Origin of the sequence: Micromonospora sp. NBC_00860, assembly GCF_045207375.1 — a bacterium.
GTDB classification, from domain to species: domain Bacteria; phylum Actinomycetota; class Actinomycetes; order Mycobacteriales; family Micromonosporaceae; genus Micromonospora; species Micromonospora vinacea.
In genome coordinates, this window is sequence record NZ_CP108825.1 from 471,350 (window position 1) to 494,001 (window position 22,652).

Annotated in this window: 20 protein-coding genes; 11 read left to right on the forward strand and 9 right to left on the reverse strand. The window is 74.3% G+C overall.

Going from position 1 to position 22,652, the window contains the following annotated elements:
• Positions 1–101 precede the first annotated feature (101 nt).
• Positions 102–1,184, reverse strand: a complete 1,083-nt coding sequence (locus tag OH804_RS02290; RefSeq protein WP_196918933.1) for a polyprenyl synthetase family protein — start codon at positions 1,182–1,184, stop codon at positions 102–104.
• 9 nt (positions 1,185–1,193) lie between these two features.
• Complete coding sequence (locus OH804_RS02295) at positions 1,194–1,583, reverse strand: helix-turn-helix domain-containing protein (protein WP_196918932.1); 390 nt, start codon at positions 1,581–1,583, stop codon at positions 1,194–1,196.
• Positions 1,584–1,832: 249 nt separating this feature from the next.
• Here OH804_RS02295 and metF point away from each other — a divergent pair, with 249 nt between their 5' ends.
• Both metF and OH804_RS02305 read left to right on the forward strand, forming a co-directional pair.
• Entirely contained in the window at positions 1,833–2,750 is a 918-nt protein-coding gene (gene metF, locus OH804_RS02300; protein ID WP_196918931.1) for a methylenetetrahydrofolate reductase [NAD(P)H], read from the forward strand.
• A gap of 44 nt (positions 2,751–2,794) precedes the next feature.
• A complete protein-coding gene (locus tag OH804_RS02305; protein WP_112582773.1) occupies positions 2,795–3,484 on the forward strand; it encodes a CDP-alcohol phosphatidyltransferase family protein in 690 nt (229 codons plus the stop codon).
• Positions 3,485–3,552: 68 nt separating this feature from the next.
• On the opposite strand, the gene OH804_RS02310 is transcribed toward OH804_RS02305, so the two are convergent.
• The 6 genes from OH804_RS02310 to OH804_RS02335 form a co-directional block, all read right to left on the reverse strand.
• A complete protein-coding gene (locus OH804_RS02310; protein WP_406062447.1) occupies positions 3,553–5,040 on the reverse strand; it encodes a phytoene desaturase family protein in 1,488 nt (495 codons plus the stop codon).
• A 12-nt stretch (positions 5,041–5,052) separates the two neighbouring features.
• Positions 5,053–6,177, reverse strand: a complete 1,125-nt coding sequence (locus OH804_RS02315) for a glycosyltransferase (RefSeq protein ID WP_406062449.1) — start codon at positions 6,175–6,177, stop codon at positions 5,053–5,055.
• Positions 6,174–7,049, reverse strand: a complete 876-nt coding sequence (locus OH804_RS02320; RefSeq protein WP_196918928.1) for a carotenoid biosynthesis protein — start codon at positions 7,047–7,049, stop codon at positions 6,174–6,176. The genes OH804_RS02315 and OH804_RS02320 overlap by 4 nt, the downstream gene beginning before the upstream one ends.
• Positions 7,046–7,597 carry a GNAT family N-acetyltransferase gene (locus OH804_RS02325; protein ID WP_196918927.1) on the reverse strand — a complete coding sequence of 184 codons (552 nt, stop codon included), beginning with the start codon at positions 7,595–7,597 and terminating at the stop codon, positions 7,046–7,048. Before OH804_RS02325 ends, OH804_RS02320 begins: the two co-directional genes overlap by 4 nt.
• A complete protein-coding gene (locus OH804_RS02330) occupies positions 7,594–8,355 on the reverse strand; it encodes a monooxygenase (protein ID WP_196918926.1) in 762 nt (253 codons plus the stop codon). The genes OH804_RS02325 and OH804_RS02330 overlap by 4 nt, the downstream gene beginning before the upstream one ends.
• A 65-nt stretch (positions 8,356–8,420) precedes the next feature.
• Positions 8,421–8,909 (reverse strand): YbaK/EbsC family protein, encoded by a 489-nt coding sequence (locus tag OH804_RS02335; RefSeq protein ID WP_196918925.1) that lies wholly within the window; start codon positions 8,907–8,909, stop codon positions 8,421–8,423.
• Positions 8,910–9,353: 444 nt separating this feature from the next.
• On the opposite strand from OH804_RS02335, the gene OH804_RS02340 reads away from it, so the two are divergent.
• The 9 genes from OH804_RS02340 (at position 9,354) to OH804_RS02380 (ending at position 19,917) form a co-directional block, all read left to right on the forward strand.
• A complete protein-coding gene (locus OH804_RS02340; RefSeq protein WP_196918924.1) occupies positions 9,354–9,803 on the forward strand; it encodes an SAV_6107 family HEPN domain-containing protein in 450 nt (149 codons plus the stop codon).
• Between the two features lie 102 nt (positions 9,804–9,905).
• Positions 9,906–10,631, forward strand: coding sequence for a hypothetical protein (locus OH804_RS02345; protein ID WP_196918923.1), 726 nt, complete (start codon positions 9,906–9,908; stop codon positions 10,629–10,631).
• Positions 10,628–12,190, forward strand: coding sequence for a DNA polymerase Y family protein (locus tag OH804_RS02350; RefSeq protein ID WP_406062453.1), 1,563 nt, complete (start codon positions 10,628–10,630; stop codon positions 12,188–12,190). The genes OH804_RS02345 and OH804_RS02350 overlap by 4 nt, the downstream gene beginning before the upstream one ends.
• 225 nt (positions 12,191–12,415) lie before the next feature.
• Entirely contained in the window at positions 12,416–15,799 is a 3,384-nt protein-coding gene (locus OH804_RS02355) for an error-prone DNA polymerase (protein ID WP_196924560.1), read from the forward strand.
• A 93-nt stretch (positions 15,800–15,892) separates the two neighbouring features.
• Positions 15,893–16,069, forward strand: coding sequence for a hypothetical protein (locus OH804_RS02360; protein WP_167493679.1), 177 nt, complete (start codon positions 15,893–15,895; stop codon positions 16,067–16,069).
• Between the two features lie 74 nt (positions 16,070–16,143).
• Positions 16,144–16,911, forward strand: a complete 768-nt coding sequence (locus tag OH804_RS02365) for a methyltransferase domain-containing protein (RefSeq protein ID WP_196918921.1) — start codon at positions 16,144–16,146, stop codon at positions 16,909–16,911.
• Complete coding sequence (locus OH804_RS02370) at positions 16,908–18,080, forward strand: alkaline phosphatase family protein (protein ID WP_196918920.1); 1,173 nt, start codon at positions 16,908–16,910, stop codon at positions 18,078–18,080. The genes OH804_RS02365 and OH804_RS02370 overlap by 4 nt, the downstream gene beginning before the upstream one ends.
• Before the next feature lie 62 nt (positions 18,081–18,142).
• Complete coding sequence (locus tag OH804_RS02375) at positions 18,143–19,402, forward strand: DNA polymerase IV (RefSeq protein ID WP_196918919.1); 1,260 nt, start codon at positions 18,143–18,145, stop codon at positions 19,400–19,402.
• A 116-nt stretch (positions 19,403–19,518) separates the two neighbouring features.
• Positions 19,519–19,917 carry a DUF3040 domain-containing protein gene (locus OH804_RS02380; protein WP_030334542.1) on the forward strand — a complete coding sequence of 133 codons (399 nt, stop codon included), beginning with the start codon at positions 19,519–19,521 and terminating at the stop codon, positions 19,915–19,917.
• 260 nt (positions 19,918–20,177) lie between these two features.
• Here the strand turns inward: OH804_RS02380 and OH804_RS02385 are convergent, their stop codons facing one another.
• Positions 20,178–22,652, reverse strand: coding sequence for a DUF3488 and DUF4129 domain-containing transglutaminase family protein (locus tag OH804_RS02385; protein WP_406062456.1), 2,475 nt, complete (start codon positions 22,650–22,652; stop codon positions 20,178–20,180).

A 22,652-nucleotide genomic window follows, 5' to 3' on the forward strand; every position in this document is an offset into this window, starting at 1 on the left:
ACCTCCCTGCGTTGATCATGAGGTTGGCGGCGCGACACGCCGAGGCGAAGGTCGCCAACCTCATGATCAACCGCGGGGGCGGGGGAGCGGGGGCAGAGCGGTCAGTCGGCTCGGCGGGTTGCGGCTATGGCCAGGTCTACCAGGGCTTGGCGGGCCTCGGTCTCTAGGTCGATGGCGGTCAGGGCGGCCAGGGCGGTGTCGGTGAGCGTGACGATCCGCTGCTCGGTACGGGCCAGAGCCCCACTACCCGAGATCACCTCGCGGAGCCGGGTCACCCCCTGCTCGTCCAGCTCCGGGTCGCCGAGCCTGCCGAGCAGCAGCTCGCGGCCCGCGTCGTCGGTGGCCTCCACTGCCGCCGCCACCAGGTAGGTGCGCTTGCCCTCGCGCAGATCGTCCCCGGCCGGCTTGCCGGTCAGCGCCGGGTCACCGAAGACCCCGAGCACGTCGTCGCGGAGCTGGAACGCCTCGCCCAACGGCAGCCCGTACGCCGAGTAGGCCGTCCGCACGTCCTCCGGCGCGTCGGCAAGCGCGGCGCCGAGCAGCATCGGACGCTCGACGGTGTACTTCGCTGACTTGTACCGGGCGACCTTGCTGGCCCGTTCCACCGAGGTGTCCCCGGTGACCTGCGTCAGCACGTCGAGGTACTGCCCGACGGTGACCTCGGTGCGCATCTCGTCGAAGACCGGCCGGGCCCGGGCCAACGACCACAGGTCCAGGCCGGCGGAGTGCAGCAGCTCGTCGGACCAGACCAGGCAGAGGTCGCCGAGCAGGATGGCCGCGGCGTCGCCGAAACCGTCCGGGTCGCCGCCCCAGCCGGCCTCCCGGTGTCGGGTGGCGAAGCGCCGGTGTATCGCCGGCTCGCCCCGGCGGGTGTCGGAGCGGTCCATCAGGTCGTCGTGGATCAGGGCGCTGGCCTGGACGAACTCCAGCGCGGCCAGGGCGGTGAGCACCTGGTCGCCGTCCACCCCGCCGGCCCCCCGGAACCCCCAGTACGCGAATGCCGGACGCAGCCGCTTGCCGCCGCCGAGCACGAACGCCTCGATCGCCTCGGCCACCGGGCCCAGCGCGTCGTCCACGGCGGCGAGGCGGATCCGCTGGCCGGCCAGGAACTCGGTGAGGGCCTTGTCGACCCGCTCCCGCAGGCCGGCGCGGTCGACGGGGGACACGGGAGCAGCGTGGGTCACGCCCCGACGCTAGCTGGTCGTCATGTTTCGTGCTCCACTGCCACGCGTAGTCCGGCTGGTGCGGCCGGGACCCGTGCGCCCACTCGGTCGCGCGCCGGCCACCGCGGCGCGGCCCGGCCCGGTGGCCCTCGTCGAGCCGGCCCTTCGGGTGGCCGCGGCGGCCTCGGCGAGCGCCACCAGCGGCACGTCCAGGACGACGGCGAGCCAGCCGAGCCAGAAACCGCCCGGCACGCGACGCTGTCGTTCCCACCGGGAAATCTCGTGCCGACTCAACGTCGGCACCCCGGCGGCGGCGCACAGCTCGGCGGCGGCTCGCTGCTGGCTCCAGCCCCGGTCGAGTCGGCAGCGAGCCAGCAGCGGCCCGAGCTGCGCGGGACGCGGCGGTGCGGGCGGGGTCATCTGTCCTCCTGGCGGGCGTCGGCGCGGCGCCCACCGGCCCGCCCGGAACGGGCGGGACCAGCGGCACCGCTCGGTTGCTGACCCCCGCGCGGGCCCCCGGGGCCGCCCCCGCCGCCCCTCCCGCACCACCCCTTCCTACCCCGGAGGTACGACGCCTTCCCGCCCGCCGGATCGGGACGCGGGGGGCCGCCCGGCCGTCGGAGTGGGAAGGGCCTGGGTCGTGGTGGCATCGACCGCTAGAGTTGGACCGTGGCGCTCGGTCTTCCCTCGGTACTCCCCAATCCCCAGCCGGCGATCGGGGAGCTCATCCGTGAGCACCAGCCGACCTTCTCGTTCGAGTTCTTCCCGCCCAAGACCGAGGCGGGGGAGCAGCTGCTCTGGCAGGCCATCCGCGAGTTGGAGTCCCTGCGCCCGTCGTTCGTGTCGATCACGTACGGCGCCGGTGGTTCGACGCGGGACACCACAGTTGCGGTGACCGAGCGGATCGCCACCGAGACCACCCTGCTGCCGATGGCCCACCTGACAGCGGTCAACCACTCCGTCGCCGAGCTGCGGCACGTGGTCGGCCGGCTCGCCGGGGTGGGCGTGCGCAACGTGCTGGCCGTTCGTGGCGACCCCCCGGGCAACCCGGGCGGTGAGTGGATCCGTCACCCCGAGGGCGTGGACTACGCCGAGGACCTGGTCCGGCTGGTGCGTGACGCCGGCGACTTCAGCGTCGGCGTGGCCGCCTTCCCGTACAAGCACCCCCGCTCGCCCGATGTGGCCAGCGACACCGCCCAGTTCGTCCGCAAGTGTCGGGCCGGCGCGGAGTTCGCGGTCACGCAGATGTTCTTCGACGCCGACGACTACCTGCGGCTACGTGACCGGGTGGCGGCTGCTGGCTGTGACACCCCGATCCTGGCGGGCGTGATGCCGGTGACCCAGTTCAGCACCATCGAGCGGTCCGTGCAGCTGTCCGGTGCGCCGTTCCCACCGGCGTTGGCGGCCCGCTTCGAACGCGTCGCCGACGACCCGGACGCCGTCCGCCGGCTCGGCATCGAGCAGGCCAGCGAGATGTGCCGCCGACTGTTGGACGAGGGCGTGCCGGGAATCCACTTCATCACCCTCAACCGGTCCACAGCGACCCGCGAGGTCTGGCAGAACCTGAAGGTCGGCGCCCGCGTGTGAACGCTGCACCTGCGACACCTGTTGACCGGCACGACGGTTGATCCGTGGTGGGCACACAGCTGAACTGGGATCAGTACGCCACGGCGTGGGCGCGGTTGCACGGCGGGTTCGACCCTCGGGTCGCGGCTCCGGTGGTGCGCGCCTGGCTGCGATTCGCGTACCACGTCGGATATGTGCTGGGCCGGCTGCGGGTGAGCCCCACCGCGGTCACAGTGGCCGGGGTGCTGCTCTGCTTCTGCGTACCGTTGCTGGTGGGTCGGCCGGGGGACGGGCCGTTCCTCGGCGCGCTGTTCGTGCTGCTCGCCGCCGTGGCGGACAGCGTGGACGGTGCGGTGGCGGTCGCCACCGGTCGCACCACCCGGCTCGGCTACGTCTACGACTCGGTCGCCGACCGGCTCGGTGAGGTGGCGTGGCTGCTGGCGTTCTGGCTGGTGGGCGCGCCGGGCGGGCTGGTCGTCGCGGGCGGCGCGCTGTCCTGGTTGCACGAGTACGTCCGAGCGCGTGCGGTCGCCGCCGGCATGCGGGAGATCGGCGCGGTGACGGTGGGCGAACGCCCCACCCGGGTTTCGGTGGCGCTGGCCGGTTTGCTGGTCGCCGGGCTGGCCGGGCTGATCGAGCCGGACCTGGCCGCCGGCACCATCACCATGGCGACAGCGGTCTGGGTGCTGCTGGCCGGTTTCGGCCTGGGGCAACTGCTCTCCAGCATCCGCCGCGCCCTGCTCGACGCCGACTGAGGGGGCCGGGCCGGCTGAACGGCCCAGCCCGACGCGCGGAAACAGACACCGGCTGGAGCATGCAGGGTCTACCAGGCGGGGCCGATCTCGTCGGCGACGATCTGCGCGGAGAGGGTGACCATCGGCAACCCGCCGCCCGGGTGGGTGGAGCCACCCACCAGCCACAGCCCGTTCGCCGGGCCCCGGTTGGCCGGGCGGAGCAGCCCACCGGCGGTGCCGTAGATCGAGCCGCCCGGCGCGCCGGTCGCCACGCCCAGGTCGGCGGGGGTGCGGATCTCGCGGAACAGCAGCCGGTCGCGCACGTCCACGCCGCGCCGCGCCAGCACGTCCAGGATCCGATCGGCGTACGCGTCGGCCAGCCCCGGGCGTCGCCAGTCGACCGCGCCCGCCGCGGTGCCCTGCCGCGGGGCGTTGACCAGCACGAACCACGCTTCGTTTCCGGCCGGGCGGACCATCGGGTCGTCGGCCACTGTGACGAACACGGCCGGGTCGGCCGCCGGTCGGGCCCGTACGCCGCGCCCGGGGTCACCGAAGACCGCGTCGAACTCGGCGTCGTAGTCGTCCGGGAAGAAGACGTTGTGGTGGGCCAGCCCGGTGCTGCCGGAGACGCCGAGCAGCAGCACGAAGCCGGCGAGGCTGCGGTCGGTCAGCCCGGCCAGTCGACGCGGGTGCGGCAGCAGGTCACGGTAGACGGTGAGTGCGTCCACGTTGGCCACCACCACGTCGGCGGGCACCGGGGCGGTGACGCCGGCGAGGCGTACCCCGTGCACGCGGCCGCCGGTGGCGTCGATCCGGGTGACAGTGGCGTCGGTCTGCACGACCACGCCGAGGTCCAGGCAGCGGGTCAGCAGCGCGTCGGCGAGCGTGCCCAGCCCACCGCGCAGGTACCAGCCGCCGAAGGCCAACTCGGCGTAGGGGACCGCGACCAGCGCCGCCGGTGCCCGACGTGGGTCGGCGCCGGTGTAGGTGGCGTACCGGTCCAGCATCATCCGCAGCCGCGGGTCGTTCAGGTGCCGGCGGCCCAGGCCGCGCAGGCTGCGGCCCGGGGCGATGGCGGCCAGGTCGCCGACGCGCCAGGCCAGCGACGCGAGGTCGCGGGGAGAGTCGACGGTACGGCGCAGGATGTCCCGCGAGGAGGCCTGCCACACCCGCGCCGCCCGACGCCACAGCCGCTGCCAGTCTGCTGCCGCCCGGTCACCGAAGGCGGCCCCGATCCGGGCGGTGAACTCCACCGGGTCGGCGCACGAGTCCAGGGCCGGGCCACCGTCGGCAAAGACGTGCCTGACGATCGGGTCCAACGGGACGAGGTCCAGGTATTCGTCGAGCTTCGCCCCGGTCGCCTCGAACAGGTCGTGGAAGACCTCGGGCAGGGTGAGCAGGCTCGGCCCGGTGTCGAAGTGGAACGACCCGGCCGGGGTGTCGTGGGCGTACCGGCCGAGCTTGCCGCCGACCGTGTCGGCGGCCTCGAAGACGGTCACCTGGTGCCCGGTAGCGGCCAGCCGGGCGGCGGTGGCGAGGCCACCCACCCCGGCGCCGACGACCACGATCCGCGCCATGCCGCGTCCTCCCTAGCTGACCGGGCGGCCCCGCCAGGTCAGGCGGCGTCGCTTTCGCAGATGGTACGACCGCAGGGTCAGCCAACCGAGGACCACGACCGACACGGGGTGTGCGAGCGCGTCGGGCCACCACCGTCCTCCGGTCGCGCGGGCGGTGAGCACCCGTCCGGTCACCCCGAGCAGATATGCGATGAGCGCAACCATTGACACCCGGGGAACTGTCGAGGCGAACCCCAGCGCGATCAGCGGTGGAGCGGTGTAGAGCAGCAGCAGCGCCGCCACCACGGCCGCCGCCGCGCCCGGGTGCCCGAACGACGCCCAGAGCGACTTCGAGTACCCGTCGCGCAGTTGGGGCCAGTCGTCGTACATCCGGCAGGTGGCCAGCCGGGAGCCGTCGGCCAGGGCGATCCGCCCGCCGGCCCGCTTGACCGCCCGGGCCAGCTCGACGTCCTCCAGGATCTTGTCGGCGACCGCGGCGTGCCCGCCGGCGGCGGTGTAGCCGGCCCGGTCCACCACCAGGAACTGCCCGCCCGCCGCGGCCAGCGACGGCCGCGGCGAGCGCTCCATCGCACGCAGCGGCAGGAAGGTCAGCCACAGCCACTGCAACAGCGGCTGCACCAACCGGTCGGCCGCCGTCGCCACCACGATCCGGGGGTACGGCGACAGCAGCGTCACCCGGGCGGCGCGCAATTCGGTGACGGCGGCGGCCACGGCGTGCGGGGCGAGCACCACGTCGGCGTCGACGAAGACCAGCGCTGTGGCGTCCGGGTCGGCCCGGGTGGCCAGCTGCCAGCAGGCGTGCGGCTTGCCCAGCCAGCCCGGCGGCGGAGCGACCCCGGTGAGCAGCGTGACCCGGGGGTCGTCACCTGCCACCGCGCGGACCACGTCGGCGGTGCCGTCGGTGGACCCGTCGTCGAGGACCACGACGCGCAGCCCGGGTACGCCGCGCTGGGCCAGCAGGGCGCGCAGGCAGGGGGTGACCCGGGTGGCCTCGTCGCGCAGCGGCAGCAGCACTGCCACCGGCTCGTCGACGTCGTCGGGCCGGTCGGTGGGCCGACGCAGCCAGCGGGCGGCGTTGAGCCAGGTGTGCCCGGTCAACGCGGCGACGGCGACCAGCAGGGCGAGCAGGACGGTCATCGGGTCGCGTCGACGCCGGGGCGGTGTGGCTGGTGGGCCTCCGGCCGGAGGTGACGGCCGCGCTGGGCACGGAGCACTGTCACCGCCAGGGGCACCGCGGTCACCGACATGCCGGCGGCGCCCCAGAGTGCCGAGGCGGGCAGGTCGAGGAAGACGGCGTGGGCCAGGATGCTGGAGAAGTACGTCCACAGGTAGAGCGCGAACATGGGGTGGTCCCGCCGGTCGGTGTGCTCGGCGGCCGGCCCGGCCAGCGGGCGCAGCGCGCTCATCATCAGCACCGCGAAGAGCAGCCAGCCCAGGTAGTTGCTGACCGGGATGCCGGCCAGGCCGGGCAGGGCCGGGGTGGCGTCGCGCCAGACCCAGTAGCCCTCGGCCACCATCTGCGGGTCGAGGAAGAGGTCCCAGGCGGCCAGCCCCACAGTGGCCAGCGCGATCCGCCCCACCCATCGACCCAGAGTCGGCCCGCCGCCGGCTGTCGACCTGCTGCCGTCGGCAGTCGTGGCGCCGCCGCCGGTCAGTCGGACCGCCGCCAGCCAGGCCGGCCAGGCCATCCAGGTCCAGGCCAGCGGAATGATCAGTGGCACGCCGGCCAGCTTGGGGCCCAGCTCACCGGAGTAGTCGTAGCTGCCGAACGGCACGCCGGTGGCCACCCCGATCGCCTCGATCGCGAACCCGCCGCCGGTGGCCACGGCCACCAGCGCCGCCGCCACCCGCAGACCCCGGCTGAGCAGCGCGTGGCCGACCGAGAGCAGCCAACCGAGGACGACGGTGGCCACGGTGAGCCCGGCCCGGGTGGCGCCGGTGGTGAGCGGGTAGCAGATCTGGGCGAGCACCAGGACGGCGAGCAGCGCCCAGGAGAGCCGCCGGGTCATGACGCCGGTGGCTCGAGCGGCAGATCCCTACCGAGTACGCCGAACGGTCGCTCGTCGCCGGGGAAGTGGAAGTCGCGCAGCACGTCGACGAAGCCGAACCGTCGGTACAACCGCCAGGCCCGTGAGGTCTGCTCGTCGGCTTCCGGGGTGGACAGCAGAGTGGTGTCGCCCTCCGCCATGCCGAGCAACGCGCGTAGCTGACCGGTGCCCAGCCCGTGCCCCTGCGCCGGGGGCCGGACGTGCAGCTCGACCACCTCGAAGCAGTGGGCGAGCCAGCGCGTGCGGGTCGGGGCGTCCAGCGCGCGGTGCACCTGGTCGTGCCACCACTGACCGGAGGCGCCCAGGTAGCCGTAGCCGAAGCCGGCGAGGTGACCCTCGCTGGTCAGGCTGGCGACCGCCCGGAAACCCGGCCGGCGGACGTGGGTGGCGATGTAACCGCGCCGGGCTTCCAGCAGGTCGGTGCGGTATCCCATCGCCTCGCCGTAGACGGCCACCACGTCGTCCAGCCGCCGGACGAGATCGTCCGGCGTCCAGCGCACCAACCTCATGCCCGTCCACCCTTCACCGTTTCCGGGCCGCCGTCGGCGACCCACCCGAGCACCGACCGGTCGCCGATCACGTCGCGCACCTCGAACCGGGCGAACAACTCCTCCGCGTACCAGCCCGCGGTGGGGGTTCGCATGATCGCCGCCCGGTGCTCCGGGTGACGGTACGCGAACGCCACCAGGTCCGTCGGGTCGCGCCACACGCTCACCGTGCCCTGCCAGCCCAGCGGGGCCTCTCCGACCCCGAACCGGGCCAGCAACCCTGGCGCGTCGCGCAGGGCGGCGGCCACCGGTGGGATCGCCCGCCAGAAGGTGGCAGCCCGCCGGGCCCGTAGCCGGGCCCGGGTCAGTGCCAGCACCGGGCCGGTGACCCGGCCGCCCGGCGGGTCACCGAACGGCCGCTGGCCGGACCACTCACCCCGGCTGGTCAGCGGGCGCAGGTCGATCCGGGCCCGGGCGTGGGCGATGCGCGCCCAGGCCCGCCCGACCGACGAGTCGTCGAAGTCGGCCGCCGCGGCGGGGGAGTCCCAGACGGTCAGCGCCGCCCACCGGGTCAGGTCGGCGTCCCTCGGCCCGAAGTCGGTGCCGGTCCCGGTGCCCAGCAGCTTGCCGAACCGGACGCCCGGGAGGGCCCGCAACCGGCGGGGGTCCAGTGCCATCCGGGTCAGCGCCCGGGGCAGCGCGCCGCGGGAGGTGCGCCACACGTGCAGCGTGACCAGCTCCGGAGCGTCGCCGCTGTGCCTGCTGGTCCGCTCGCTCACGCCTCCGCTTCGCGGCGGCGCGAGCGCGTCGCTGCTGTGCCTGCTGGTTCGCTCGCTCCGCTCGCTCACGCCACCTCGGCCGGGGTGCCGGCGGTGACCCGCAACAGCTCGGCGTAGGTGGTCGGGAAGACCGCCTGGGGTACGCCACCCGCGGCCCAGATCTCCGGGTACGCCGCCAGTGCCGTGTCCACCAGGGTGCGCAGTGGGTGCGGGTGCCCGAGTGGGGCGACCCCGCCGATCGGCTGCCCGGTGTGGGCCCGGACGAACTCCGGGGTGGCCCGGCGCAGCCGGGTGACGCCGATCGATGCCGCCAGGCCCGCGGTGTCGACCCGGTGCGCGCCGGAGGTGAGGACGAGCAGTGGCGTGTCGTCCGCGTCGAAGATCAGTGAGTTGGCGATCTGACCGACCTCGACGTCGAGCGCCTCGGCGGCCGCCGAGGCGGTGTGCACCGCGTCGGGCAGCAGACGGACCATGCTGGGCTCACCGGCGCCGTCGAGTGTGCCGGCGGCGGTGAGAGCGTCCTGCACCGCCCGTACGTTCGGGTGTGGCTGCATCCCGCCATTCTTCCCGGTCCGTTGGTGGCCGGTTCGGTCGGCCGGCGCGCTCGGCGCGTCACACGTTGCATTTTCGTCGGAGGGGAGGTGTACTGTCAGCAGCAGTTAGAACGAGTGTTCGATTGCCTCGAACGCCCGTTCCAACCAGCCGGAGCGCGGCGTTTCGCGGCGCCACCTCCGGGCGGTGCGGCTCCGCGGGCCGCACCTGGGTTTCCGGGCAGTCGCGAGCCTGGTCCCAACAGGCAGGAGCGTTGCCCGCCGCCCACGACCCCCGGGCGGCGGGCGACGCACCCGCCGGTCCGCCGGCCGGGTGTGGTGTGGGGAAGCATCCACACCCGGCCGGCCACACCCGGTGCGTCTTCCTCCGCACCACCCGACCTCGGCGTCGCGTCGGTGGCATCAGCCGCCGGAGTGACGTCTCGGCCACGTGGAGGAGAGACATCCATGCCGACCAACCCGGCTCAGGCACCGACGGTGCCGGCGCACGTGCTGCCGCACCGCACCCCCGCCCAGCTCCTCACGTTGGCCCGCCGTGGGCTGGTCGAGGCCGGCCAGACCCGACCTGACGGCCTGCGTTACGCGGCTGCCCACCTGGCCGCCCTGCGCGCGGCGGCGGCCCTGCTCGCCGCCCGGGCCCGACCCGCGCCGACTCGGCGTAACCGGATCACCAGCGTCTGGGTCCTCCTCTGCGCGGTCGCTCCGGAGCTCGACGAGTGGTCCCGGTTCTTCGCCGCGGGTGCCAGCAAGCGCGCCGCCGCCGAGGCCGGCATCCCCCGGGTGGTCAGCGCCCGGGAGGCCGACGATCTGCTCCGCGCCGCCGAACAGTTCGTCACGGTGGTGGAAACCGCGCTCGGCGTGGCACACCAACCGGCCCTGGACGGCCTCGCCGCCTGATCCCGCCGCGCCACCGGCCGCCCCGCGGGGGGAGCCGGGCGGCCGGTGGCGCGGCGTGCCGGTCCTGATCTGATCCACAGCAACGACGGGGGAGTTGGTCCAATGGCGGGCCGCATGGTGGTCGGTTCCGCCGCACTGGCCGATCTGGTGCGCCCGGCGAGCGCACCCGACCCGGTCGGTGGGCACCGGGTGCTGCCGGTGGTGCCCGAGCTGACCGGTCTGCTGCCCAACCGGGGCCTGCGCCGGGGCAGCACCATCGCGGTCGCCGCCGGCCAGCCCCGCCGCAGCGGTGGCACCTCGCTGATGCTGGCCCTGCTCGCCGAGGCGTCCCGGGCCGGCTCGTGGTGCGCCGTGGTCGGGGTGCCGACGTTCGGCGCGGGCGCGGCGGCTGAGTTGGGCATCGCCCTGGACCGGTTGGCCCTGGTGCCGAACCCCGGCCCCGAGTGGGCCACAGTGGTCGCCGCGCTGATCGACGGGGTGGACGTCGTGGTCACCACAGTGCCGGCCTCGGTCTCCGCCTCGGTCGCCACCCGGTTGGCCGCCCGGGCCCGGCAGCGCGGCAGCGTGCTCGTCCCGTACGGCCGGTGGGACGGCGCAGACGTGACGTTGCAGGTGGTCCGCGGGGTCTGGGAGGGGCTCGGGCTGGGTCGGGGGCGGTTGCGCCGCCGGGAGATCACCGTCTCGGCGCGCGGACGCGGTGCGGCTGCCCGACCCAAGGAGATCAAGGTCTGGCTCCCGGGTGACGAGCTGACCCGGGTGATCCCTCGTACGCTGCCGTCGCCAGTGGGCCGATCGGCCGCGCCACTCGCCCTGGTCGGTCGGGGGTGACCGGCGCGCCGGCACGCACGCTGCTGCTGTGGTGCCCGGACTGGCCGGTGCTCGCCGCCGAGATCGTCGACGGGGTGCCGGCGACCGGCCCGGTCGCCGTGCTGCACGCCAACCGGGTGGTCGCCTGCTCCGAGCGGGCCCGCGCCGAGGGGGTGCGTCGAGGGCTGCGCAAACGGGAGGCGCAGGGTCGCTGCCCCCAGCTCACCGTCGTGGAGTACGACCCCGGCCGGGACGCCCGGGCGTTCGAGCCGGTGGTCGCCGCGGTGGAGGAGTTGGTCGCCGGGGTCGAGGTGGTCCGTCCGGGCGCCTGCGCGGTGGCCGCCCGGGGGCCGGGCCGTTACCTCGGGGGCGAGGAGGCGGCCGCTGAGCGGATCATCGAGCACGTGGCCCAGTCGTGCCTGGTGGAGAGCCAGGTCGGCATCGCCGACGGGGTGTTCGCGGCCGGGTTGGCCGCTCGCGCCGGCCGGGTGGTGGCACCGGGCGGGACACCGGAGTTCCTGGCCGGGTTGCCGGTCGAGGCGCTCGGCCGGTCGGCGCTGGCCGACCTGCTGCGCCGGCTGGGGGTACGCACCCTCGGCGACTTCGCCGCCCTGCCGGCCGGTGACGTGCTGGCCCGGTTCGGGTTCGACGGTGCGCTGGCCCACCGGCTGGCCGCCGGGCGGGACCACCGCCCACTCGCCGTCCGGCAGCCGCCGGCCGACCTGACGGTGACGGCGGAGCACGACGAACCGATCGACCGGGTCGACGCGGCGGCGTTCGTGGCCCGGGCGCTGGCTGAGCAGCTGCACGAGCGGCTGGCCGGGCACGGGCTGGCCTGCACCCGACTCGGCATCGAGGCGGTCACCGAGCACGGGCAGGAGCTGCACCGGGTGTGGCGGCACGATGGCCTGCTCACCGCCGCGGCCATCGCCGACCGGGTGCGCTGGCAGCTCGACGGGTGGCTCTCCGGCAGCAACGGCCGTACCGGCGCCCGCCCGGCCCGACCGACGGCCGGCATCATCCGGCTGCGCCTGATCCCGGACGGGGTGATCGCCCAGGCCGGTCTGCAGGCCGGCCTCTGGGGGGAGACCGGCGAGGAGCGGGAACGCGCGCACCGGGCGTTGAGCCGGGTGCAGGGCATCCTCGGCCCGGAGGCGGTGGTCACCGCAGTGCTCGGTGGTGGGCGCTCCCCGGCCGATCAGGTACGGCTGGTGCCGTGGGGCGACGAACGACTCCCGGCCCTGCCCGAAGCTCCGCCGTGGCCGGGCGGGCTGCCGCCGCCCGCGCCCGCCGTGGTGCTGCCCAGTCCGCTCGCCGCGACCGTGCACGACGCCGCTGGTGAGCCGGTGGTGATCAGCGCGCGGTTGGCGGTGAGCGCCGCGCCCGCCCGACTGGTGGTCGGCACCGGTCAGCCAGCGGAGATCGTGGGTTGGGCCGGGCCGTGGCCGGTGGACGAGCGCTGGTGGGCGCCGGCCGAGGCCCGCCGCCGGGCCCGGTTCCAGGTCAGCCTGGCCGACGGTGCTGCCCTGCTGCTGGCCGTGGAGTCGGGGCAGTGGTTGGTGGAGGCGATCTATGACTAAGTCAGGTCGATCCCTGCCCGACGTCGGCTGGCTCCGCGCTGGCTGGGGAGCAGATGTCCTGATGAGCGTGATGACTCACAGACATCAAGATGCCTGTGAGTCATCACGCTCATCGCACCTCTCGCCGCCGGCGGGGCGACCGCCGTCGTGTTCGTCGTCGACCCGGTCGTCCAGCGTCCCTCGACCGAGCAGTACCGGGCCGAGCAGCGCGGCCAGAGCGGCCGGATGAGCTTTCACAACCCGAAGATGCCCTGGTCGGAGCTGGAACGCGTGCTCTCCGGCCGGGCCGGTGACACCCGAGCGGGTGGCAACCGCGGGAGCAGAGGTGAGCGGCACCTGCACGTGGTGGACCCGCTCGCGGTGGACGCCGATGGTGGCGACTCCCCGGCGTGGAGCCGCCGCCGCGAGCAGTACCAGCCGCCGGAGCTGACCCGTCCCGACGGCGTGGTGCCCTACGCGGAGCTGCACGCGCACACCAACTTCAGCTTCCTCGACGGCGCCAGCCACCCGGAGGAGCTGGCCGAGGAGGCGGCCCGGCTGGGGCTCACCGCGCTCGCCGTCACCGACCACGACGGCTTCTACGGGGTGGTCCGCTTCGCCGAGGCGGCTCGTACGCTGGGCCTGCCGACCATCTTCGGCGCGGAGCTGTCCCTCGGCCTGCCCGGCCCGCAGAACGGCGAGCCCGACCCGCACGGCGCGCACCTGCTGGTGCTCGCGCACGGCCACGAGGGGTACGCCCGGCTGGCCACCACCATCGCCCGCGCCCAGCTACGCGGCGGTGAGAAGGGCCGCCCGGATTACGGGGACCTGGAGGAGGTCGCCGCCGAGCTGCGTGACCATGTGCTGGTGCTGACCGGCTGCCGCAAGGGGCACGTGCCGGGGGCGCTGCTCACCGAGGGGGTGGACGCGGCGGCCCGCGAGTTGGACCGGCTGACCGCGCTCTTCGGTGCGGAGACGGTGGCCGTGGAGCTGACCGACCACGGCCATCCCGTCGACGCCGACCGCAACGACGCGCTCGCCGAGCTGGCCGCCGCGGCCGGGTTGCCGACGGTGGCCAGCAACAACGTGCACTACGCCAGCCCCGGCCGGCGTCGGCTGGCCACCACCGTCGCCGCGGTCCGGGCCCGACGCAGCCTGGACGAGATCGACGGCTGGTTGCCCGCTGCGGCCACCGCCCACCTGCGCAGCGGCGCGGAGATGGCGGCCCGGTTCGCCGCGTACCCGGGCGCGGTGGCGCGGGCCGCCGAGTTCGGCGCCGAGTTGGCCTTCGACCTCCAGCTCGTCGCGCCGCAGCTACCGGCGTACCCGGTGCCGCCGGGGCACACCGAGATGAGCTGGCTGCGGAAGCTGACCGCTGACGGGGCGCACGAGCGCTACGGGCCGCCGCAGGCGCACCCGACGGCGTACGCGCAACTCGACCACGAACTGAACATGATCGAGGAGCTGGGTTTCCCCGGCTACTTCCTGGTGGTCTACGACATCGTCACGTTCTGCCGTGACCAGGACATCTACTGCCAGGGTCGGGGTTCGGCGGCCAACTCGGCGGTCTGCTACGCGTTGCGGATCACCAATGTGGACGCGGTCCGGCACCAACTGCTCTTCGAGCGGTTCCTCGCCCCGGAACGGGACGGCCCACCCGACATCGACGTGGACATCGAGTCCGACCGCCGGGAGGAGGTGATCCAGCACGTCTACACCCGCTACGGCCGGGAGCACGCCGCCCAGGTCGCCAACGTCATCTCCTACCGGCCCCGGTCGGCCGTGCGGGACGTGGCCAAGGCGTTCGGCTACTCGCCCGGGCAGCAGGACGCCTGGAGCAAGCAGATCGACAGGTGGGGGTCGGTCGCCACTGTCGATGTCGAGAACATCCCCGAGCAGGTGGTGGAGTACGCCAACGAGTTGCAGACGTTCCCGCGGCACCTGGGCATCCACTCCGGCGGCATGGTGATCTGCGACCGGCCGGTGATCGAGGTCTGCCCGGTGGAGTGGGGGCGGATGCCCGGGCGCAGCGTCCTGCAGTGGGACAAGGACGACTGCGCCGCTGTGGGCCTGGTCAAGTTCGACCTGCTCGGCCTGGGCATGCTCTCCGCCCTGCACTACGGCTACGACATGATCGGGTCCCGGCTCGACCTGGGTGACATGACCCTGGACGACCCGGAGGTCTACGACATGCTCTGCCGGGCCGACTCGGTCGGGGTGTTCCAGGTGGAGAGCCGGGCCCAGATGGCCACGCTGCCCCGGCTCAAGCCCCGCGAGTTCTACGACCTGGTGGTCGAGGTGGCGCTGATCCGCCCCGGCCCGATCCAGGGCGGTTCGGTGCACCCGTTCATCCGGCGTAAGAACGGCCAGGAGCCGGTGACCTTCGCGCATCCGCTGATGCGCAACGCCCTGGAGAAGACACTGGGTGTGCCGCTGTTCCAGGAGCAGCTGATGCAGCTCGCCATCGACCTGGCCGGCTTCGACGCGGCCGAGGCCGACCAGCTGCGCCGGGCGATGGGCGCCAAGCGGTCGGTCGAGCGGATGACCCGGATCGCCGACCGGCTCTACGCCGGGATGGCCGAGCGGGGCATCACCGGTGAGCTGGCCGACGACGTCTACCGCAAGCTCACCGCGTTCGCCAGCTACGGCTTCCCGGAGAGCCACGCGATGAGCTTCGCCTACCTGGTCTACGCCAGTTCCTGGCTCAAGCGCTATCACCCGGCGCCGTTCCTGGCGGCGCTGCTCAACGCCCAGCCGATGGGTTTCTACTCGCCGCAGACCCTTGTCGACGACGCCCGCCGGCACGGGGTGGAGGTCCGCCGTCCGGACATCAACGCCAGCGGGGCGAAGGCGGTGCTGGAGTCCACCCCGGAGACCCGGTGGGGCAGCGGGCCGGGGGAGCCGCCGCACGCCTGGGGGTTGGGCGGTCCAGCCGTCCGGCTCGGTCTGTCCAGCGTGCGGACCCTGGGCGCCGAGGTGGCCGAACGGATCGAGGCCGAACGGGTCGCCGGTGGGCCGTACCGGGACATGCCGGACCTGGCCCGGCGGCTCGGTCTCACCGCCGCGCAGCTGGAGGCGTTGGCCACCGCGGACGCCTTCGCCTGTTTCGGGCTGAGCCGGCGGCAGGCGCTGTGGGCCGCCGGTGCGGCGGCCCAGGACCGGCCGGGTCGGCTGCCCGGCACGGTGACCGGCGCGGCGGCGCCCACGCTGCCCGGGATGGAGGCGGTGGACCGGCTGGTCGCCGACGTGTGGGCCACTGGGCTGTCGCCGGAGAGTCACCCCGCCCGGTTCATCCGGGGGCAGCTCGACGTGCTCGGCGCGGTGCCGATCGCCCGGCTCGGCCGGGTGGAGCCGGGGCAACGGATCCGGGTCGGTGGCATCGTCACCCACCGGCAACGCCCGGCGACCGCGGGCGGGGTCACCTTCCTCAACCTGGAGGACGAGACGGGGATGCTCAACGTCACCTGTTCGCCGGGGTTGTGGCAGCGCTACCGGCGGGTGGCGCGGACCAGCGCCGCGCTGGTGGTCCGGGGGCGGTTGCAGCGGCACGAGGGGGTGACCAACCTGGTCGCCGATCGGCTGGACGCCATCGAGCCGCCGGTCAGCCCCGCCTCCCGTGACTTCCGCTGATTCAGTGATCCACATTACGGTTTCCCGAGCCGTCGAGCGGGAGACTCGTCCCGAGCGGGCAGAGCGGCCCGTGATCCGTGAGGGGGAACGACAGTGACGGGAAATCACGCGTACACCGGTGGAATCGCCAACGCCCGGCGGACCCGACTGGGCAACGGTTGGGTGCCGTCGCACCTCGCCGACCCCCGCGAGTATGAGGTGACAAACGGTCCGGTGGCCAACGAGCGTCGGTCCCGGGCCGAGGACGAGGCCGAGGGCACCGAGGCCTGACCGACCGCCGCACTCCGCACCGATCGGGCGTGTGGTGGGCGCGCCGCCACACGCCCGCACCACCACCGGGCCGGGTGACTAGGCTCGACCGGGTGGAGCAGACCCGAGGCCGGTTCGCCGAGCCGCCGCTGACACCCCGTACCGCAGTGATCTGGTCGGTGCTCCGCGCCGAGCTGGACCGGCGCGGCGACGCCGAGCTCACAGTGCTGGACGTGGGCGGTGGCACCGGCGGTTTCGCCGTTCCGCTGGCCCGCGCCGGGCATCGGGTCACCGTCGTCGACGCCAGCCCCGACGCGCTCGCCGCGCTCACCCGCCGCGCCGCCGAGGCCGGGGTGGCCGACCGGATCGCCGCCGTGCAGGGCGACGGTGACGCCCTCGCCGGGCTGGTCGAGCCGGCCGGCGTCGACCTGGTGCTCTGCCACGCCGTCCTGGAGGTGGTGGACGACCCGACGCCGGTGGTGGCCGCGCTGGCCACCGCGCTGCGCCCGGGTGGCGCGGCCAGTGTGCTGGTGGCCGGGCGGGCCGCCGCCGTGCTGGGCCGCGCGATGAACGGGCACCTGGACGTCGCGGCCACCCTGGCCGCCGATCCGGCCGGCACCGCCGGGCCGCGGGACACACTGCGCCGACGCTACGACGCCCCGGGCGCCGCCGCGCTGCTCGGCGCCGCCGGGCTGGTGGTCGAGGAGATCCACGGGGTACGCGTGCTGGCCGACCTGCTGCCGGCCGCGGTCGCCGACGGGCAGCCCGCCGCCGTGGTCGAGTTGGAACGTGCGCTGGCCGCCCAACCGCCGTACCGGGACCTGGCCGCCCAACTGCACCTGTTCGCCCGCCGTCCGGCATGATCGCCGAGGCCGGTGGCCGACCGGCGCCGTTGGAGATCCTCGGGCCGGATCACGGCGGCGGCCGTCTCGCCGACGTGCTGCCCAGCGCGCTGGCCGTGCTGGGCGTGCCCGGCTCGACCGACCCGCTCGGCCTCGGGCCCGCGCTGGCCGGGGTACGCCGGATCGCCGTACTGCTGGTCGACGGGCTCGGCTGGTACCAGCTGCCGACCGCGGCGCCGTACGCGCCGACAGTCGCCGGGCTCGCCGCGACTGTGGCCCGGCCGCTCATCGCCGGTTTCCCGTCCACCACCCCGACCAGCCTGGTGTCGCTGGGCACCGGTGTCGCGCCGGGCGCGCACGGGGTGCTCGGCTTCACAGTGCGGGTGCCCGGCACCGAGCGGGTGCTCACCCACACCGACTGGGCCGCCGATCCGTCGCCGCTGCGCTGGCAGCCGGTGCCCACCCAGTTGGAGCGGGCCCGCGCCGCCGGCGTGACGACGACAGTGGTGAGTCGGCCGGAGTTCGGCGGCAGCGGGTTGACAGTGGCCGCCAACCGGGGTGGCGACTTCCGGGGCGCCGCCGGCGGGGACGCGGTGGCCACCGCCATGCTCGCCGCGCTGGCCGCCGGCACCGGGCCCACACTGGTCTCCGGCTACCACGCCGACCTGGACCGGCACGGCCACGTCAGCGGCGTCGACTCGGCACCCTGGCGGGTCGCGGCCACCGAGGTGGACGACCTGGTCGCCCGGCTGGTCGACGGGCTGCCGCCGGACGCGGCGCTGCTGGTGACCGCCGACCACGGGCAGCTCGACATCCCCGCCGCGCACCGCTTCGACCTGGACACCGATCCGCGACTGCGGGCCGGCGTGCGGCTGGTGGCCGGCGAGGCCCGGGTGCGCTACCTGCACGTCGAGCCGGGCGCGGTCGACGACGTGCGGGCCGCCTGGGCGGAGGTGCTGGGCCCGGCGGCCCGGGTACGCACCCGCGACGAGGTGGTGGCCACCGGCTGGTTCGGCCCGGTGCCCGAGGAGCACCTGGGCCGGATCGGGGACGTGGTGGTGACCTGCAATGACACGTACGCGGTGATGGCCAGCCGCACCGAGCGGCCGATGGCGTCGAAGCTTGTGGCCTACCACGGGTCGGACACCGCCGCCGAGCTGACAGTGCCGCTGCTGGTCGTCCGGGGCTGACCCGCCGACGGCTCGGCCCACTGGCCGACGGTGGTGTCGTACCCCCGGGTTAACCTGCCGGGATGGGCCGCAGTCAGTCGTTGCCCCGGGGCGACGATCCGCGCTTCGGGCCGGACGCCGACGACTCCGCCAGCCCGATCCTGCACGTCGACATGGATGCCTTCTTCGCCGCCGTCGAGGTGCGCCGTCGCCCCGAGCTGCGCGGCCGGCCGGTGGTCGTCGGCGGCGTCGGCCCGCGCGGGGTGGTCAGCTCGGCCAGCTACGAGGCCCGCCGGTACGGCGTCCGCAGCGCGATGCCGACCAGCCAGGCCCGGGCCCGCTGCCCCCAGGCGGTCTACCTGCCACCGGACTTCTCCGCCTACTCGGCCGCCTCCCGGGCGGTCATGCAGATCTTCCGGGACGTCACGCCACTGGTCGAGCCGCTCTCCCTCGACGAGGCGTTCCTCGACGTGACCGGCGCCCGGCGGCTCTTCGGCTCCCCGGCCACCATCGCCCGGCTGATCCGTCGCCGGGTCGCCGACGAGCAGGCGCTGACCTGCTCGGTCGGGGTGGCGCCGACCAAGTTCGTGGCCAAGCTGGGCTCCACCCGGGCCAAGCCGGACGGCATGCTGGTCGTGCCCCCGGGGCAGGTGCTCGACTTCCTGCACCCGCTGCCGGTGGACGCCCTGTGGGGGGTGGGGGAGCGCGCCGCCGAGGCGCTGCGCCGGCTCGGTCTGACCACCGTCGGCGACCTCGCCGAGGCGCCGGTGGGCATGCTCCGCCGAGCCGTCGGTGCCGCCTCGGCGGCCCACCTGCACGAGTTGGCCTGGGGGCGCGACCCGCGCGGGGTCAGCCCCGAGCACGTCGACAAGTCGATCGGCGCCGAGGTGACCTTCGACGTCGACGTGGCCGACCCGCTGGAGATCCGCCGTGCGTTGCTCGCGCTCAGTGCGAAGGTCGGTGTCCGGTTGCGCGGCTCCGGGCAGGTCGGGCGCACCGTCTCACTGAAGGTCCGGCTGGCCGACTTCCGCACCGTCAGCCGATCTCGCACCCTCGACGTTGCCACCGACACCGCGCGCGAGATGTTCGACACGGTCTGGGCGCTCTACACCGCGTTGGACCCGGGCGAGCGGATCCGACTCGTCGGTGTCCGGGTGGAAGGGCTCGCCCCGGCACAGGGCGCTGCCCGGCAACTCACCCTCGGTGCGCCCGAGCGCGGCTGGCGCGAGGCGGAAGCTGCCGCGGACGCCGCCGCTGCCCGTTTCGGGCGGTCCGTCATAGGTCCGGCCAGTCTGATGGGCGACCGTGATCCCCGTCGAAACGAAAATCCACCCCGCCCATAGGTCGTCCCGCTTTCCGACGCGCGACCCCCCTCGTAGACTTGCGGGTAAGCAGCCGGATGGCTGCCACGGTCTGTCGGCCCGAGTGGGCCCGACCAACGTGACCGGGGAGGAGTGCCGTGCCGCTCTCGGAGCACGAGCAGCGGCTGTTCGAGCAGATCGAGCGGTCGCTTGCCGAGGACCCCAAATTCGCCTCGGCCGTGCGCGCCAGCGATCCGCGCTTCCATGCGCGGCGTCGCCTGCTCGTCGCCGCCGGCGTCATCATCGCTGGCTTGGCTCTACTGGTCTATGGCGCGGTGATCAAGACTCCACCACTGGCGGTGGCGGGCTTCGTCGTCATGCTGGCGTCGGCCGCGTTCGCGGTGCAGTCGCACCGGCGGGCGCAGTCACCCGACCTGCACGTGGTGGGCGGCACGACGAGTCGTCGTCGTCCCCGCGGTGGCCGATCCGGTCGCCGGTCGTCGATCCTGGACCGCATGGAGGACAGGTGGCGGCAGCGCCCGGAGGGGCACCGCTGAGCCGGTCCCGCCGCTGAGGCGGGTCGTACGCCGCGACGAGCGGTCGCCGGGCACAGCCCCCGGCGACCTGCGTGGTATCCGTGCGTCCTTCTTCCCGGCTGCCCACCCTCCGCGCGATCATGGGTGGTCGTTGAGTCGCCGCTCCAGGCCCGACCCGGCGCCACCCATGATCACTTGATGGTGCGTAGTTGCGAGAACCTGTCGGCAACTACCGGCCACCAAGTGATCATGGGCGGTGGAGTGGGTGGGTCGGGTTTCGGTCAGCGAGCGGCCCGGTCGGCCAGCAGCCGTCGAGGGTTCCACCGCAGCAATCGGTACCGGGCCCGCCCGGTGAGCGCCACCATCCGACCGGACCTGTCCGCCATTCCGGTCCGCCACCGCAGCAGCACCGAGGGCGGCAGCACGGCGGCGAGCAGGCGGGTCCGTCGGTCCGCCCGCGCGGCGAGCGCCCCACGGACCGCGCGCAACGCCGGCAGCAACCGCTCACCGGTCAGCGGATCCCGCGCGTAGCGGGCCCGCTCCTCCGCCCGGCCGAGTAGCCGCGCCGACCCGATCGCGTCGTTGTCGTCGTCGAGGGTGTCCCGGACCAGCCGGTCCGCTGTCGCCCTGGGCGTCTCGGTCGGATCGACCGGGACCCGGAAGTCCACAAGCGTGTCGAGCAACTCCGCCCAGGCGGCGTGCGCGTCCGCGCGGGCCCGGTTGGCGTCCGCGCCGACCACCACAGGTCGCGTCCCCGGGTCGCTGCCCCCGTCGACAGTGGCGGCGGCCATGGCCCCGCTCACCGCCTGGCCACCCCGTCGGCGGCGCAGAGCCACCCGGCGCAGCGCGGGCACCGCGAGCAGCACCAGCAGGGCCACCAGGCCCGCTGCCCACCAGGGCCAGACCGGCGGTTGCTCGTCCGGCGTCGTCCCGCCGAGGGCGAGCCCCTCGTCGGTGTCCCGGTCGGCGTTGTCCGGACCGGCCGGCCCGGCCGAGGCCTCCGGCCCCGCCGGGGTGTCCGTGGCGCCGGTGTCCGGGCTGGACGGCTCCGGCGCGTCAGTGTCCGGTGCCCAGGCCGACCGGGTGGAGCCGGGCACCCCGTAGGCCGGGGTGGCGTCGAACGGCACCCAGCCGGCACCGTCGAAGTAGACCTCGGTCCAGGCGTGCAGGTTGAGGTTGGTCAGCGTGAAGGTGTCACCGTCGCGCTTGCTGCCGTTGGTGAACCCGAACGCCACCCGGGCCGGGATGCCGGCCGAGCGGACCAGCCAGGCCATCGCGGCGGCGTACTGCTGGCAGTAGCCGACCTTGTTGGTCAGAAAGTTGACGATGTCCTGACCGCTGCTGCCGCTCTCGGTGCTCAACCGGTAGCTGAACCCGTTGTCCGCCGAGAAGTGCTGATAGATCCCCAGCACCCGGTCGTAGTCCGTGCGCTTGCCCTGGATCAGCCCCTTGACCAGCTCCTCCACCTCGGGCACCGGCCCGGGGGTGGCGGTCATCTGTCGGCGTACCGGGTGGTCCGTCGGCAGTGGTTGCGCTGCCCGCAACACCGCCGGCGTGAAGGTCGAGCGAACGTAGTCGAAGGAGTACTTCCGGCCCCGGGAGTTCTCCCGGTTGGAGAAGACGACCTGCTGGTTGGCGTCGTAGAGCCAGTTGTCGCTGAGGTCGTCGGCGCGGGTCGGCTCGGCGTACACCGGCATCAACGACATGCTCAGGCTCTTGGTGACCTCGACGCTCGCCCGGTAGGTGGTCTGCTGCACACCTCGACCGGCCCGGTCGGCCGGGTTCGGCAGGTCCCGGTTGACCGAGCGGCCGCTGGGGTTGCGCGCCTGGAAACCAGCGGGGCGCAGCTCGTCGGCGACCGCGTAGCGCAGGTAGAACGGGTTCGGCTCGGACGTGGTCACCTTCACCAGGTCGGCCACCTGGGACTGGTTGAGCTGGCCGGCGAGCGACGCGAACAGGTCGATCCGACCCGACGTGCCGCCCGTGCCGGACCCGTTGCCATTGCCGTTGCCCGACCCCCGGCTGAGCGAGTCGAGCAGCCCGCCGGTCATCCCGGGCACCGCCAGCGGCAGCACCACCGCCAGGGCCACCCCGACCGCCGCGAGCCGGCGGCCGGCGGACGCCAGCGGAGAGGCCTCCCACACGTCCACGTCGCGGCCGTCACCGGTGAACCGACGTCCGAAGCGGCGTACCCGGTCGACGTTGTCGGTGACCAGCAGCCAGAGGTAACCGGCGGCACCCACCACGAACGGCACCGCGGGGACGCTGTCCACGTAGACGGCGACCGGCACCGAGTAGATGGCGAGCATCGGCAGCCCCGCCAGCGCGGGCCGGCGCAGCCCCACGGCCAGTACGTCCACCAGCACGGCGACCCCGCCCACGCCGAGCACGGCGATGAACAGCAGCGGGTCGGTGTCCGGGACCTCGACCCCGTACGAGCGCATGTCCTGCATGGAGCCGGCGAGCAGGTCGCCGAAGTACGCGAACGTGCCCGGGGTGGGCAGGATCGCGAGCAGCTCCTCGCCGCTGGGGAACAACCAGGTCAGGGCGAGCATCAGGCCGGCCAGCATGCCCAGCACCTGACCCCACAGCGGTGCCCGGGCGAGGCGGGTCAGCGCGGCGACCCCGGCCACCACGGCGACCGCGATGATGGACTCGATCAACCACGTCCAGCCCTGGAAGATGGCCGACAGCGGCGCGGCGGCCAGCAGCGTGGCAGCGGCCGCCACCATGCCGATGTTGCGAGTGCTGATCAC